A 13,610-nucleotide genomic window follows, 5' to 3' on the forward strand; every position below is an offset into this window, starting at 1 on the left:
GGGATGTGCGGAATCGTGGGGCTGCATCTGCGCGAGCCCTCACTGGAACCCCGGCTCGGTGAGCTGCTGGCCGCGATGCTGGGCCAGGTCGTCGAACGCGGGCCCGACTCCGCGGGGGTCGCGGTCTACGGCGATCCGCGCCTGTGTCCGTCGGGACGCACCGTCGTGTCCGTGCTGGGCACGTCGAAGGCCGAGGTGGAGGCCGTACTGCCGGGCGTCCGGGCCTACGACGCCGACGCCACGACGGTCGTGCACACGGACGCCGCCTCGGTCGCCGCCGCGCTCCCGGACGCCACGGTGATCGGCTCCGGTGAGGGCTTCGCCGTGCTCAAGGGCACCGGAAACCCGGTGGAGTTGGCCGAGTCCTTCGGGCTCGCCTCCGTCACCGGCTGGCAGGGCGTCGGCCACACCCGGATGGCCACCGAGTCGGCGGTCACCCCCGAAGGTGCCCACCCCTTCTCCGTCGGCCCCGGACAGTGCCTCGTGCACAACGGCTCCTTCGCCAACCACGCCACCATCCGCCGCGAACTGCGCGCCCGGGGCGTCGGGTTCGACAGCGAGAACGACTCCGAGGTCGGCGCCCGCTTCGTCGCCCACCAGCTGGCGCAGGGTGCCGACCTGGAGAAGGCGCTGCGGCTGCTGTGCGAGCGGTTCGACGGCTTCTACACCCTGCTGGTGTGCACGAGCGACTCCTTCGCGGTCGTCCGGGACGCCATCGCCTGCAAACCGGCACTCGTCGCCGAGACCGACGCATGGGTGGCGATGGCCTCCGAGTACCGGGCCCTGGACGTCCTGCCGGGCATCGAGAACGCCCGCATCTTCGAACCCGAGCCGGAAGAGGTGTACGTATGGCGACGCTGATCGACCTGGCCACCACGCCCGTTCGGGAGCTCAACCAGGCCCTGCACGCCCCCGAGGCCACGGCCTGGCGCGTGCTCAACCCGCGCGGCGCGCATGCTGTGGCCTGCGGCATCCGGGAGGACCTCGCCGTCGACATCGAGGGCCATGTCGGCTACTACTGCGCAGGAATGAACCAGCGCGCCACGGTCACCGTCCACGGCAACGCGGGCACCGGGGTCGCCGAGAACATGATGTCCGGCACGGTCCGCGTGCGCGGCAACGCCTCCCAGTCGGCCGGCGCCACCGCCCACGGAGGCCTGCTGGTGATCGACGGGGACGCGTCGGCGCGGTGCGGGATCTCCATGAAGGGCGTGGACATCGTCGTCGGCGGAAGCGTCGGCCACATGAGCGCGTTCATGGGGCAGGCCGGGCGACTGGTGGTCTGCGGCGACGCCGGCGATGCGCTGGGCGACTCGCTCTACGAGGCCCGCCTCTATGTCCGCGGCACCGTGAAGTCCCTCGGCGCCGACTGCGTGGAGAAGAAGATGCGCCCCGAACACCTCGCCGAGCTCGCCGAGTTGCTGAAGGCGGCCGAGCGGGACGAGGACCCGGCGGACTTCCGCCGCTACGGCTCGGCCCGGGAGCTGTACCACTTCAAGGTCGACAACGCGACGGCGTACTGAGGGAGTTCGACGCACATGGAACCCGTATCCCAGGGCCTTCGCGAGTCGGCCACCTTCGACCGTGCCACCATCCACGCCATCCAGCGCGCCGCCGAGACCGGCATCTACGACATCCGCGGCTGGGGCGCCAAGCGGCGACTCCCGCACTTCGACGACCTGTTGCTGCTCGGCGCCTCCATGTCCCGCTATCCGCTGGAGGGTTACCGCGAACGCTGCGACACGGACGTCGTCCTCGGCACCCGGCACGCCAAGCACCCCCTGCGCCTGGCCACCCCCGTCACCATCGCCGGCATGAGCTTCGGCGCCCTGTCCGCCCAGGCCAAGGAGGCCCTCGGCCGGGGCGCCAGCGAGGTCGGCACCTCCACCACCACCGGCGACGGCGGGATGACCCCCGAGGAGCGCGGCCACTCCAAGCACCTCGTGTACCAGTACCTGCCGTCCCGCTACGGCATGAACCCCGACGACCTGCGCGCCGCCGACGCCATCGAGGTGGTCCTCGGCCAGGGCGCCAAGCCCGGCGGCGGAGGCATGCTGCTCGGCCAGAAGATCACCGAACGGGTCGCCGGCATGCGGACGCTCCCCGTCGGCATCGACCAGCGCAGCGCCTGCCGCCACCCCGACTGGACCGGCCCCGACGACCTCGCCATCAAGATCCTCGAACTGCGGGAGATCACGGACTGGGAGAAGCCGGTCTATGTGAAGGTCGGCGCGACCCGGACGTACTACGACGTGAAGCTGGCCGTGCACGCCGGCGCGGACGTCGTGGTCGTCGACGGCATGCAGGGCGGCACGGCCGCCACCCAGGACGTCTTCATCGAGCACGTCGGCATCCCCACCCTGGCCGCGCTGCCCCAAGCCGTCCGGGCGCTCCAGGAGCTGGGGGTGCACCGGGAGGTCCAGCTGATCGTCTCCGGCGGCATCCGCGGCGGCGCCGACATGGCCAAGGCGCTCGCCCTGGGCGCGGACGCGGTCGCCATCGGCACGGCGGCGCTCATCGCGCTCGGCGACAACCATCCCCGGTACGACGCCGAGTACCGTCGACTGGGCTCCGCCGCAGGCTACTTCGACGACTACCAGGACGGACGCGACCCGGCCGGCATCTCCACCCAGGACGAGGAGCTGGCCGCGCGCCTCGACCCGGCGGAGGCCGGCCGACGCCTTGCCAACTTCCTGCGCGTGATGACCATGGAGGCCCAGACGCTGGCCCGCGCTTGCGGCAAGGCGCATCTGCTGCACCTGGAGCCGGAGGACCTGGTCGCCCTCACCATCGAGTCCGCGGCCATGGCCCGCGTCCCGCTGGCGGGTACCGACTGGATCCCCGGGGAGGGCCTGTGATCGCAGTCGTGGGTGCCGGACTGATGGGCGCGGCCACCGCCTGGGAACTCGCCCGCCGCGGCCGCGAGGTCACGCTGATCGAGGCGTACGAGATCGGCCACAAGCACGGTAGCTCGCACGGCAGTTCACGGATCTTCCGGCGGGTCTACGGCGACGAGCTCTACGTGGAGCTGACCGGGCGGGCCCACGAGCTGTGGCGCGAGCTGGAGCTGGACAGCTCGACCCCCTTGCTGCGCACGACCGGTGGCCTCGACTTCGGGGCGGGGCGCGACCCCGAGGGTCTGTCCGACGTGCTGGGCGAGGCCGGAGTGCGGTGTGAACTCCTCGGCGCCGAAGCCGCGTCGGAGCGCTGGCCGTACATCATCTTCGACGGGCAGGTCCTGTACCAGCCGGACGCGGGAGTGATCGATGCCGACCGGACGGTCGCGGCGTGCGTGCGGCGGGCCGTCGAGCTCGGCGCGGACGTGTGGACCGGGGTCCGCGTCACCGGGTTCGACGTGGGCGAGAAGGTGCTGCTGCGTACGGACGACGGCCGTGAACTCACCGCCGACACCGTGGTGATCGCGGCCGGTGCCTGGCTGCCGGAGCTGCAACTGCCCGTACCACTCCCGGAGTTGACCGTCACCCAGCAGCAGGTCTTCCACCACCGGCAGCGGGAGCCGTCGGTGCGGTGGCCGACCCTGGTCTTCAAGGACGAGGCGTTGCAGATCTACGGCCTGCCGTCCGGCAGCGACGGCGGCCCGCTGCCCGCCGTCAAGGTCGCCGAGCACGGCCGCGGCACCCTCACCTCGGCCAGTACCCGGACCGGCCTCGTCGACCCGGAGTCGCGCACCCGGGTGAGCGGCTTCGTCCGCGACCGCCTCCCGGGCCTCGATCCCGCCCCGGTCGCGGAGGCGACCTGCCTCTACACCACGGACGTGAACGACGACTTCGTCCTCGACCGGCACGGCCCCCTCGTCATCGTCTCGCCCTGCTCCGGCCAGGGCGCCAAGTTCACCCCCCTCATCGGCGTCATGGCCGCCGACCTCGCCACCGGCCGCGCCGAGCCCCAACCGCGCTTCCGGCTGATACGCCCGGCGTAGGATGCGCCGGTGAGCGAGCACCCCGAACCCGCGGCGGAAGCCGACGACGACAAGGCCCTGGAGCGCATCATCGCGGTCCGGGCCCGTGAGTACCGGCAGGCGGCCGGGCTCTCGGTCGGCGAGATGGCGCAGCGGGTCGGTATCTCCAAGGCCATGCTGTCGAAGATCGAGAACGCTCAGACCGCGTGCAGCCTCACCACGCTCTCCCGGCTCGCGCGCGGTCTCGACGTCCCGGTCACGGCCCTCTTCCGCGGTATGGACGACGAGCGGGAGGCTGTCTTCGTCCCGGCGGGGCACGGCGCCCGCATCGTGCGGCGCGGCACCCGGATCGGCCACGAGTACACCCAGCTCGGCTCGCTCAGGGGCGCCCACAAGCGGATGGACGCGCTCCTGGTCACCCTCACCGAGCAGAGCGAGGTCTTCCCGCTCTTCCAGCACGCCGGCACCGAGATCATCTACATGCTGGAGGGGGAGATGGTCTACGGCCACGGCAAGTCCAGCTACACACTGCGCCCCGGTGACGCCCTCCAGTTCGACGGCGAGGCCCCGCACGGCCCGGAGACCCTGCTCGCGCTCCCCATCCGCTTCCTCACCGTGACGGCCTTCGGGGACAGTCCACAGCACTGAAACCTCAGTCCCTGCAGAGCCCTGCTGCTACGGGCGTCATCGAGCCGTGGGAGCACTGGACCTGACGTCGTACAACAGGGCTGCAACGCGCGAGTGGCCGTCAGGCGGAGGGCTGTACCGCCGGTTCGTCCTGCGCGGGCTCGGCGGTTTTCGGGGTTGCGGGGCAGGCGGCGGCGTGAACGTGCGGCCCCTGCTCGATGCCCCGGCCTCCAGGAAGACGCCGTCATGACCGCGCTCGGATCGAGACGCCCGGCTGTCGTCGTTCCGGAAACGGGACTGACGCCTCACCAGCACCCACGATATTGATCCACCAACCGGTTGGTTGATCAAAGGTGTGAGCATGGCAGCGGCACGACGAGGCAGACCGCCGGCTGGACCCGAGCGGCGGGAAGCCCTGGTGAACGCGGCCTACCGATGCCTGGCCGAAGGCGGGTTCGAGGAACTGCGGATGCGGGACGTGGCCGGCCGGGCGGGCATCGACCACTCGACGATCCATCACCACTTCCCCACGAAGCAGGCCTTGATCGTGGCGGTCGTGGACCACACCACCGGGCAGTCCGGGTCGACCACACCGCCCGACGGCAGCCCGACTGACCGCCTGCGCGGCCACCTCGCCGCCCTCCGGCAGAAGATCAATGACCAGCCCGAACTGCACGTGGTGCTGCGCGAACTGGACCTGCGGGCTCGCCGCGACCCCGAGCTGCGAGAGATCATCGCCAGCCGCGAGGAGGGCTGGCGGACCTCGCTGCGCACGCTGTTGGCCGAGGCCGCCGCGCACGGCGCGCCGACAGCCGGTGTCGATCCGGCCGCAGGCGCCGAGCTGGTCATCGCTGCGGTCAAGGGCGCGAGTCTGGCTGCCGACCGGGCCGATGACGTCCTCGGTCTCCTCGAACGGCTCCTGATCCAAGCCTGACCGATCCACGTCTGTCCTCGGGGAGGAACGCACCATGTCCACGCAGCCGTTGCGGGTCGTCATCGCGGGGGCGGCATCGGCGGGCTGTGCCTGGCGCAGGGCCTGCATGCCGTCGGCATCAGCGTCGCGGTCTACGAGCGTGACATCGCGCCCGACGAGCGGCTGCAGGGATACCGGCTCAACATCGAGCCGGTGGGCAGCCGGGCGCTGCACGACTGCCTGCCCCCGCACCTGAAGAACGGCTTCGCCGCGGTACGAGCAGCGACCCTGTACCTACGCCTGGCCACCCTGCGCAGCCGTACCCTCCGAGCGGCCGCACGCACGTTCTTCCGGCTGTGCGGTGCCCTCCCCGCTCTGCGCCGCGCCGTCTTCGCAGACTGACAAGCTGCCGGCTGACACACCGGCTACCGGCACCGGATCAGGTATCCAGTCGCGGCCGGGACCACGCTGATCCTCTGTGTTCGGTGGGGGAGGGGCGTGTGGTCAGTCGAGGATCGCGGTGGCTTCGATCTCGACCAGATGGTCGGGGATGTCGAGAGCCGCGACACCCAGCAGCGTGGCCGGCGGGACGGGGGTGATGCCCAGCTTCGCGGATGCCCGGGAGACGCCTTCCAGGAGTGAGGGCATCTTGTCGGGGGCCCAGTCGACAACGTAGAAGGTCAGTTTCGCCACGTCGTCGAAGGAGCCGCCGGCCTCGGCCAGAGCGATGCCGACGTTGAGGTAACACTGCTCGACCTGCGCGGCGGGTCGCCTTCGCCGACGGTGGTCCCCTCGGCATCCCAGGCGACCTGGCCGGCGATGAAGACCAGCTTCGACCCCGTTGCGATCGACACCTGCCGGTAGGCGTCGATCTTGGGCAATCCGCTCGGGTTCACCAGGTTGATGGCCATGCTGCCTGCCTCCTTGTCCTTGACGCCTGTGGGCTTGTGTCCGTCCGCCCAGGCGCCTTCGGTCTCTTGTGGTTACTCAGGAACCGTAGGAGAGTGGGCGCTGACATGGAAGAACGCACTTTTCAGTGACTGGGGAACCTGATGGTGACCAAACAGATCAAGGGCCTGTCCGAGGAAGCGGATCTCAGGCGCGCGGACTCATTGGCGCGAGAGATCTTCTCCGACGTCGCCAACAAGTGGGCGCTGCTGATCATCGAGACTCTCGGTGACCACACCCTGCGCTTCAGCGAACTGCGGAACGAGATCGAGGGCATCAGCCACAAGATGCTCACCCAGAACCTGCGCATGCTGGAGCGCAACGGCCTGGTCGAGAGGAACGTGCACCCCACCGTCCCGCCGCGTGTCGAATACACCCTCACGGAACCGGGTCAGGGCCTGCGCGCAACCGTCGATGGAATGTGCGACTGGACGCACCGCCACTTCACGCACATCGAGGCCGCCCGCCACCGCTTCGATGCCTGACGGCTGACCACGATCTGCAGCCGGTCGGTCAGGCCATGCCGGCCGACTGCGGTCAGCGTGGTGGTGCGGGCGGCGTATCGCGGGCGCCCGCCCTCGCGTATGGTTCGATCCTGCTTGTCGGCGCGTGGCACGGGCTGGATGGCGTTGGCTGCCAGGGGCGTTGAGCGGCACACGGACTGCCGGGCATGTGCGGGGTGCCCGTGAGCTGAGCTGCGTGATTGTCCTGTTGTGAAATGCACAGCCGCCTCACCCCGTCCGGAGGCGCAGGCGACGGGACGCAGCCCATGGCAGAAGAGATCAAGGCCACGCTGAACACGGCACAAAGTCGACCGGCCTTGTCTGCTCGCCATGGCCGATGCCGGCCCGGGCACCACCGGCTCCCAGTTCTTCGTCCCGGTCGGGCCGACGCCGCACCTCAACTCCAAGGGCAAGGCCAGTGACCTTTCGGCGCCGCCCTGCCGCCCGGTCACTGACGGAGCGCCTGTATGAGGCCTTTGGGCGTTCCGGAATGACTGTCCGCTTGGGCGCCGTCGCTGCCACTGACTCCTGGAGCGGACCATTCGTGAGGCCCTCCGCTTGAGGTGCGGCCGAAAACCGGCGTCGACTGTGCCGATATGCCCGCTCGGCATGGTCATTTCCAGCCGTTGCTTTGGCAGTCCCATGACAAAACTGTGTGTGCGGTGCCACTCTTCTGCGGAAGTTCACGATTCCTTGACGGAATTCCCACGCGGAGCAACCGCTCAGCCCCCCACCCACCCCCCACCTCCTTCCACCCGCATGCCGTGCAGCGCTCCGGACCGGCGTACCCCGCCGCTCCGTCCCGTCGACGCGCCCCCCATCACGGGCCGTCCGTTGTATCGAAGGAGAATCCGTTGCCCCTGCGACGCCGCGCTGTTACCGGACGCAGACGCACCACCGCCCTCGCCCTCACGGCCATCGGCTCCCTGCTCGCCCTCGCCGCCCCCGGTCTCGCCACCGCCGTCCCGGCGGACCCGGGCCCCACGAAGATCACCGCCGCCCCCAGGGCCGGCGCCGCCCAGCCGTCCCTGACGCCCGCCCGCCGCGCTGCCCTGATCGAGAGCGCCCGGTCCGCGGCGCCCCGCACGGCGCAGCGAATCGGCCTCGGCGCCAAGGAGAAGCTCGTCGTCAAGGACGTCATCAAGGACGCCGACGGCACCACGCACACCCGTTACGAGCGCACCTACTCGGGGTTGCCCGTCCTCGGCGGTGACCTGGTCGTCCATGACAAGAGCGGTCGTACGACCGTCACCAAGGCGAGCCCCACCCGACTTCAGATCCCCTCGCTCCGTCCGAAGCTCACCGCCGCCGGTGCCGCCGCCAAGGCCCTCGGCATTTCGAAGAAGACCAAGGTCAAGGGGGCCGAGACCGAGCGGGCACCCCGCCTGGTGGTCTGGGCCGGAACCGGCAAGCCCGTGCTGGCCTGGGAGACCCTCGTCGAGGGCGTCCAGAAGGACGGCACCCCCAGCGAACTCCAGGTCGTCACCGACGCCGCCACCGGCAAGGAGCTCCTGGCCGCGGAGCACGTCCACACCGGCTCCGGCACCGGCCAGTACACCGGCGAGGTCCCGCTCGGCACCACCTTGTCCGGATCGACGTACCAGCTCGTCGACCCCGACCGTGCCGGGCAGCGGACGTACGACCTCAACCAGGGCACCTCGGGAACCGGCACACTGTTCACCGACGACAACGATGTCTGGGGCGACGGCCTGCCGTCCAACCGTCAGACCGCCGGTGTCGACGTGGCCTTCGGCGCCGCGGCCACCTGGGACTTCTACAAGGAGAACTACGGCCGCAACGGCATCCGCAACGACGGTGTCGCCGCATACAGCCGCGCCCACTACGGCAACAACTACGTCAACGCCTTCTGGCAGGACTCCTGTTTCTGCATGACGTACGGCGACGGCTCGGGCAACACCCATCCGCTGACCTCGCTCGACGTGGCCGCTCACGAGATGAGCCACGGCGTCACGGCCGCCACCGCCGGACTGATCTACTCGGGGGAGTCCGGCGGGCTCAACGAGGCGACCTCCGACATCTTCGCCGCAGCCGTCGAGTTCTACGAGAACCTCCCGGCCGACCCCGCCGACTACCTCGTCGGCGAGAAGATCGACATCAACGGTGACGGCACGCCGCTCCGTTACATGGACAAGCCCTCCAAGGACGGCGACTCGCGCGACAGTTGGAGCTCCACCCTCGGCAGCATCGACGTCCACTACTCCTCGGGTCCCGCGAACCACTTCTTCTATCTGCTCTCCGAGGGCAGCGGCGCCAAGACCGTCAACGGCGTGGCTTACGACAGCCCGACGTCCGACGGGCAGCCCGTCACCGGCATCGGCATCGAGAACGCCGCCGCGATCTGGTACCGCGCGTTGACGACGTACATGACCTCCACGACCAACTACGCCGGCGCCCGCACCGCCACCCTGTCGGCCGCCTCCGACCTGTTCGGCGCCTACAGCCCGACCTACCTCGCCGTCGCCGACGCCTGGGCCGCGATCAACGTCGGCAACCGCATCGCCCTCGGCGTCAACCTCGCCCCGACCGCCGACCAGATCAGCGGCATCAACCAGAGCGTCAGTCTCCAACTGGACGCCTACACCACCAACTCCGGCGCCGCCCTGACCTACGAGGCCACCGGACTGCCCGACGGCCTCAGCATCAGCCCGAGCGGTCTGATCAGCGGCACCCCGACAGCCCTCGGCACCAGCGACGTCACGATCACCGTGACCGACAGCACCGGTGCGACCGCCTCGGACACCTTCACCTGGAAGATCGGCTACGTCTACGCCAACGCCACCCGCGTCGACATCCCCGACAACGCGGCCGCCGTGGAGTCACCGCTGACCGTCACCGGCCGCGACGGCAACGCCTCCGCGACCACCTCGGTCTACGTCAACATCGTCCACACCTACCGAGGCGACCTCACCGTCGACCTCGTCGGGCCCAACGGCACCGTCTACTCCCTCCTCAACCGCAGCGGCGGCTCCGCCGACAACGTCGACCAGACCTTCACCGTCGACGCCTCCGCGCAACCGATCAACGGCACCTGGACCCTACGCGTGCAGGACCGGGCAGCCATCGACGTCGGGTACATCGCCCGCTGGCAGCTGACACCCTGACATCCGCGCCGACCGCACGACGCCGCCCGGGTCCTGGGGATCCGGGCGGCGGCTCACCGAAAACACTCAGTTGAGACGGTGTCCCAGCCACGCACACGGTGGAGGTGAGCAGATTTCGGGTAGGAGGCGTCGGTCCCCGAGCGTGGACCGATCTCGAAGAGGTCGATCATCAAGAAGAGCGGGTAGTGGGGAGATTGAGACGTCCGTTTCACGATGGCGCCCTCGCAACCGATGACCGTGCCCGACGGTCCCCAGATGGCCGTCCAGGTGTGCGGCCTCGACGCGTCCAGGGGAAGGCCGACGTCCGTCATGTCGGTTGTCAACCGTCCGTCGGAATGGGCTTTCACCCCGCATCGGGCGTGGCTCATGGCCTCACCGACGGCGTCGGCGTCGATTTCGAAGATGCAGATCTCGCCGCTGTCCTTCTCGGACAGATGCTCCGTCCCCACGAGCCACGCCGCGAGCATGCACCCCTCGTTCACGCTCGCGCTGACGGTCACCTCCACACGTCCGGCGGTGGGCGCCCACAGCAGACGTTGCGGTGTCTGTGTGCGGACGACGAGCCCGTCCGGACGGTGCCGGTGTGTTCCTCGCCGAGAGCCCGCCGGACCGGAGAAGACCCCGGTCTGCAGGTTGGACACGCGCAGCGGGGCGTCTTCCTCTCGCCAGTCCAGCTGGTCGGCGTCGATGAGCAGCCGCAGTCCGGAGCCGTTGATGTCGTAGTGTGCCCGAGACCGCTCAGGTGACGTCCAGTGCGGCAGATAGTGATCGACCCAGCAGTCTTCCCTCAGCTGCGGAGCGGTGAAATCGTCCTCGAAATCGGGCCTACGGGCCGGGGGTTCGGGAAGAGGGGCGGCGTCAGCCATCATGACACCATCCTGCCTGACGGGACGATGACCCCGTACAAGGCGACGCAGGCGCTGCCATTGTGCTGCGTACGACGGTGGGGCTTGATGCTGCGGTCGGGGTGGTTCTGTCCGAGCGCGGTTCGGTCTGTTCGGCGAGGTGGCCGCGGATGAGTTCCACGCGGGGTGGGCTGCGCGTCAGTCCGGCAGCCAGTGCAGCTCGTGCGCCAGGGATTTGGCGACGGTACGGATGCGGCGGTGCAGTGGTGACGGCACACGCGGGAGGACGAGGTGGATCGTCAAGGCGGGTGCGCCCTGCAGCGGTCGCCACGTGAGGCCGGCCGGGGATGTCGTGGCCGCGGCTTCACCGGCCGGGGCGAGGGTGAGCCCGTCGCGTAGGTCGCGCTGAGACATGTCGAAAGAGACTGCGGGCGTGTGGAATCGGGGGTTCAGCCGGGTGTCGCGGAACAGTGCGGACAGCTGATCGTGGATCACGGGGTTGGCCGTACGGTCGGGGAGTCGCAGCGGATACGCGGCCGCGTCGGCGATCTCGATCTCCGGGTGTTCGGCCAGCGGATGATGCTGTGCCAGTTGGACCCCGACGCGCTGACGCCGCAGCAGGAACCGGCGCACACCATGACCTGGCTGTTCACCGCGGGTGATCCCGGCATCGATGCGGCCTTCGGCGACCGCGGGGGAGATCTCCGGTGTCGCCATCGGGACCGCGCCGACCTCGAGTCCCGGGCTGCTGCGAACGAGCCTGTCCACCAGGGCCGGTGTCGTCTCGGCCCCCGTGCTGAGGCTGTATCCGATGCACAGCGTGCCCAGTTCGCCGGCCCCCGCATTCCGGGCGGTGTCCCATGCCTGCTCCAGCGCCGCGAGCGCGGGCGGCGCTGACTCCGCCAGAGCCGCACCGGCCGCGGTCAGTACGACGCTGCGTGTGTTGCGCATCAGCAGGCTCGTACCGAGTTCCGCTTCCAATCGGCGCATGCGGGCACTGAGTGCGGGCTGCGCGATACCGATCCGTGCGGCCGCGCGGGTGAAGTTCAACTCCTGTGCCAGCACCAGGAAGTACCGCAGGCTCACCGTGTCCGGCGCCACGTGCCCTCCCTGCCGATTGATAACAATCCGTTCTGAGTCTATGTCGAACCGGTCTTTCCCTCGGCCGCATATCCAGCCCTAGCCTGCGCATATGACGATGCAACCGACCGCGTTACCGGACATCGCACGCACACACCGTCGATTTCGAGTCCGCCGTCACCACTCTCGCGAAGGCCGCGGCCACTGAGCCGGGCGATGAAGGAGGCAGTCATGCACAAGTTGTTGGTCCTGTATCCCGAGCCCGTCGACCCTGAGCACTTCCGCGACTACTACGTGACCAAACACCTTCCGCTGGTCAGGAATTGGCCCGGCCTCCTTGCGTGGCGCTACAGCTTCGACGTGGCGGCGACCGAGGGAGAAGCGCCGTATTTCGCGGTCTTCGAAGCCGACTTCGCTGACGCCGCCGCCATGGCCGCGGCGCAGGCGTCGGAGCACGGGCGGCGGCTGACCGCCGATGTCGCCAACTACGCCACCGGCGGCGTGATCGTCATCCACTATCCGGTGCCCGACGGCACCGGCTGAGGCAGGACGGTACGCTCCGCGACGCGTTCGGTCGGCCACCTGCGCCTGCGTTCGGTTCCTGGCGTGGCCCACTCGTGAAGCCGGTTGTCTTTTGTTCTTGGGCCGTTATCGGTCGGGGGCGGTCCAGGGGAACGGGGCGAGGTCGGGCTCGACCCAGCTGGTGCGGGCCTGGGCGTCGGCCAGCGTCGCGGAGCGGTAGAAGCGGGTGAGCAGGCGCTTGTCGAGCAGCGCGGGATGCCGTTCGGCGAAGGCGGCGAAGTCCGGCTGCTGGTGCTCGGCCGCGTGGTGGGCCACCAGTACCACCCAGGCCCGGCTGACCGTGACGTGGTATTTCTGGGGCGCCCCCGCGTAGCGGGCGGTGCGCTGGATGCCGTCGCTGACCAGGGCGACGGCCGCGGGCATGCCGACGCGGCGCACGGCCAGCCAGGTCAGGTGGATGTGCTCGCGGTGGCCGAAGGTGCCCGTGGATGCCGTCACCTCGGCCATCAGCTCATCGAAGACACGGGTGTTCTCGGGCGTCCCGGGTTCGGTCTTGCTCATGGGGACACCTCGGCCAGGGCGCGCAGGACGGTGTAGAAGCCGGCGACGGCCTCGGCGGGCAGACCGCCGAGCGCGCGGGCTTCCACGGCGGCCAGGGTCTGGCGGATGGTGTCGGCGGCCGGGCCGCCGGAGGAGGTCAGTTCGATGACCACGACCCGGCGGTCGCCCGGGCTGGTGCCGCGCGTGATGTGGCCACGGCGCTCCAGCCGGTCCAGCACGCTGGTCAGCGTGGTCGGACGGGTGCCGGCCGCGGCACCGAGCTCGGAGACGGTCCGAGCCTGGCCGTCCGCCAGGATGGCCAGGGCGTTGATCTCGGAAGCGGTCAGATCGAGGTCGACCAGCTCGGCCATGAGGATCTGCAGGGTGGCATGCGTAGTGCGCTGCAGTGCGAGCAGCGCCGAACCGTACGGTGGCACGGAAGGTGAAGTCACGATATCGGAATATACGAGATCGTAGTAATCGCTGCAAGCCGATCCCAGTCACTCCCCAACTCGCGAAGCGATTCAAAGCAGCTTGCTGGACGGGGGCGGGCAGCAGAGAAGGGGGCTATCGCCGTATCCGGCGGGGGCT

14 protein-coding genes and 1 pseudogene are annotated in these 13,610 nt (G+C 69.7%); 10 read left to right on the forward strand and 5 right to left on the reverse strand.

Annotation, left to right across the window (positions count from 1 at the left end):
* Positions 1–3: 3 nt before the first annotated feature.
* The 7 genes from PH203_RS37410 to PH203_RS37440 all read left to right on the forward strand — a co-directional run bounded on the left by PH203_RS37410 (position 4) and on the right by PH203_RS37440 (position 5,861).
* Complete coding sequence (locus PH203_RS37410; RefSeq protein ID WP_289926028.1) at positions 4–861, forward strand: glutamine amidotransferase family protein; 858 nt, start codon at positions 4–6, stop codon at positions 859–861.
* Complete coding sequence (locus PH203_RS37415) at positions 849–1,523, forward strand: glutamate synthase (RefSeq protein ID WP_289926030.1); 675 nt, start codon at positions 849–851, stop codon at positions 1,521–1,523. Before PH203_RS37410 ends, PH203_RS37415 begins: the two co-directional genes overlap by 13 nt.
* A 15-nt stretch (positions 1,524–1,538) precedes the next feature.
* Entirely contained in the window at positions 1,539–2,858 is a 1,320-nt protein-coding gene (locus PH203_RS37420) for an FMN-binding glutamate synthase family protein (RefSeq protein WP_289926033.1), read from the forward strand.
* Entirely contained in the window at positions 2,855–3,940 is a 1,086-nt protein-coding gene (locus PH203_RS37425) for an FAD-dependent oxidoreductase (protein WP_289926035.1), read from the forward strand. Before PH203_RS37420 ends, PH203_RS37425 begins: the two co-directional genes overlap by 4 nt.
* A gap of 9 nt (positions 3,941–3,949) precedes the next feature.
* The gene (locus tag PH203_RS37430; RefSeq protein ID WP_289926037.1) at positions 3,950–4,567 is read left to right on the forward strand and encodes an XRE family transcriptional regulator; all 618 of its coding nucleotides are present in this window, start codon (positions 3,950–3,952) and stop codon (positions 4,565–4,567) included.
* Between the two features lie 340 nt (positions 4,568–4,907).
* The gene (locus tag PH203_RS37435) at positions 4,908–5,480 is read left to right on the forward strand and encodes a TetR/AcrR family transcriptional regulator (protein ID WP_289926039.1); all 573 of its coding nucleotides are present in this window, start codon (positions 4,908–4,910) and stop codon (positions 5,478–5,480) included.
* A 192-nt stretch (positions 5,481–5,672) separates the two neighbouring features.
* Positions 5,673–5,861 (forward strand): hypothetical protein, encoded by a 189-nt coding sequence (locus tag PH203_RS37440; RefSeq protein WP_289926040.1) that lies wholly within the window; start codon positions 5,673–5,675, stop codon positions 5,859–5,861.
* Between the two features lie 102 nt (positions 5,862–5,963).
* Here the strand turns inward: PH203_RS37440 and PH203_RS37445 are convergent.
* Positions 5,964–6,370, reverse strand: a pseudogene (locus PH203_RS37445) (RidA family protein).
* 141 nt (positions 6,371–6,511) lie between these two features.
* Here PH203_RS37445 and PH203_RS37450 point away from each other — a divergent pair.
* Both PH203_RS37450 and PH203_RS37460 read left to right on the forward strand, forming a co-directional pair.
* A complete protein-coding gene (locus PH203_RS37450) occupies positions 6,512–6,892 on the forward strand; it encodes a helix-turn-helix domain-containing protein (protein ID WP_289926043.1) in 381 nt (126 codons plus the stop codon).
* Between the two features lie 872 nt (positions 6,893–7,764).
* On the forward strand, positions 7,765–10,032 hold the full coding sequence (locus PH203_RS37460; RefSeq protein WP_289926046.1) for a M4 family metallopeptidase: 2,268 nt from the start codon (positions 7,765–7,767) through the stop codon (positions 10,030–10,032).
* Positions 10,033–10,085: 53 nt separating this feature from the next.
* Here PH203_RS37460 and PH203_RS37465 read toward each other — a convergent pair whose 3' ends face one another.
* Together PH203_RS37465 and PH203_RS37470 are read right to left on the reverse strand one after the other, a co-directional pair.
* Positions 10,086–10,901 (reverse strand): hypothetical protein, encoded by an 816-nt coding sequence (locus PH203_RS37465; RefSeq protein ID WP_289926047.1) that lies wholly within the window; start codon positions 10,899–10,901, stop codon positions 10,086–10,088.
* A 174-nt stretch (positions 10,902–11,075) separates the two neighbouring features.
* On the reverse strand, positions 11,076–11,978 hold the full coding sequence (locus PH203_RS37470; RefSeq protein WP_289926048.1) for a LysR family transcriptional regulator: 903 nt from the start codon (positions 11,976–11,978) through the stop codon (positions 11,076–11,078).
* 210 nt (positions 11,979–12,188) lie between these two features.
* Here PH203_RS37470 and PH203_RS37475 point away from each other — a divergent pair, with 210 nt between their 5' ends.
* Positions 12,189–12,500 carry an EthD family reductase gene (locus tag PH203_RS37475; RefSeq protein ID WP_289926049.1) on the forward strand — a complete coding sequence of 104 codons (312 nt, stop codon included), beginning with the start codon at positions 12,189–12,191 and terminating at the stop codon, positions 12,498–12,500.
* A gap of 105 nt (positions 12,501–12,605) precedes the next feature.
* Here the strand turns inward: PH203_RS37475 and PH203_RS37480 are convergent, their stop codons facing one another.
* Positions 12,606–13,040, reverse strand: coding sequence for a hypothetical protein (locus PH203_RS37480; RefSeq protein ID WP_289926050.1), 435 nt, complete (start codon positions 13,038–13,040; stop codon positions 12,606–12,608).
* The gene (locus PH203_RS37485; protein WP_289926051.1) at positions 13,037–13,471 is read right to left on the reverse strand and encodes a MarR family transcriptional regulator; all 435 of its coding nucleotides are present in this window, start codon (positions 13,469–13,471) and stop codon (positions 13,037–13,039) included. The genes PH203_RS37480 and PH203_RS37485 overlap by 4 nt, the downstream gene beginning before the upstream one ends.
* Positions 13,472–13,610 lie beyond the last annotated feature (139 nt).

The organism is Streptomyces sp. S.PB5 (assembly GCF_030403745.1).
Taxonomy (GTDB): Bacteria; Actinomycetota; Actinomycetes; order Streptomycetales; family Streptomycetaceae; genus Streptomyces.

Coding starts and splice junctions, on each gene's coding strand:
- PH203_RS37410 (WP_289926028.1), top strand. CDS start 4: ATGTGCGGAATCGTGGGGCTGCATCTGCGCGAGCCCTCACTGGAACCC.
- PH203_RS37415 (WP_289926030.1), top strand. CDS start 849: ATGGCGACGCTGATCGACCTGGCCACCACGCCCGTTCGGGAGCTCAAC.
- PH203_RS37420 (WP_289926033.1), top strand. CDS start 1,539: ATGGAACCCGTATCCCAGGGCCTTCGCGAGTCGGCCACCTTCGACCGT.
- PH203_RS37435 (WP_289926039.1), top strand. CDS start 4,908: ATGGCAGCGGCACGACGAGGCAGACCGCCGGCTGGACCCGAGCGGCGG.
- PH203_RS37450 (WP_289926043.1), top strand. CDS start 6,512: ATGGTGACCAAACAGATCAAGGGCCTGTCCGAGGAAGCGGATCTCAGG.
- PH203_RS37465 (WP_289926047.1), bottom strand. CDS start 10,901: ATGATGGCTGACGCCGCCCCTCTTCCCGAACCCCCGGCCCGTAGGCCC.
- PH203_RS37475 (WP_289926049.1), top strand. CDS start 12,189: ATGCACAAGTTGTTGGTCCTGTATCCCGAGCCCGTCGACCCTGAGCAC.
- PH203_RS37480 (WP_289926050.1), bottom strand. CDS start 13,040: ATGAGCAAGACCGAACCCGGGACGCCCGAGAACACCCGTGTCTTCGAT.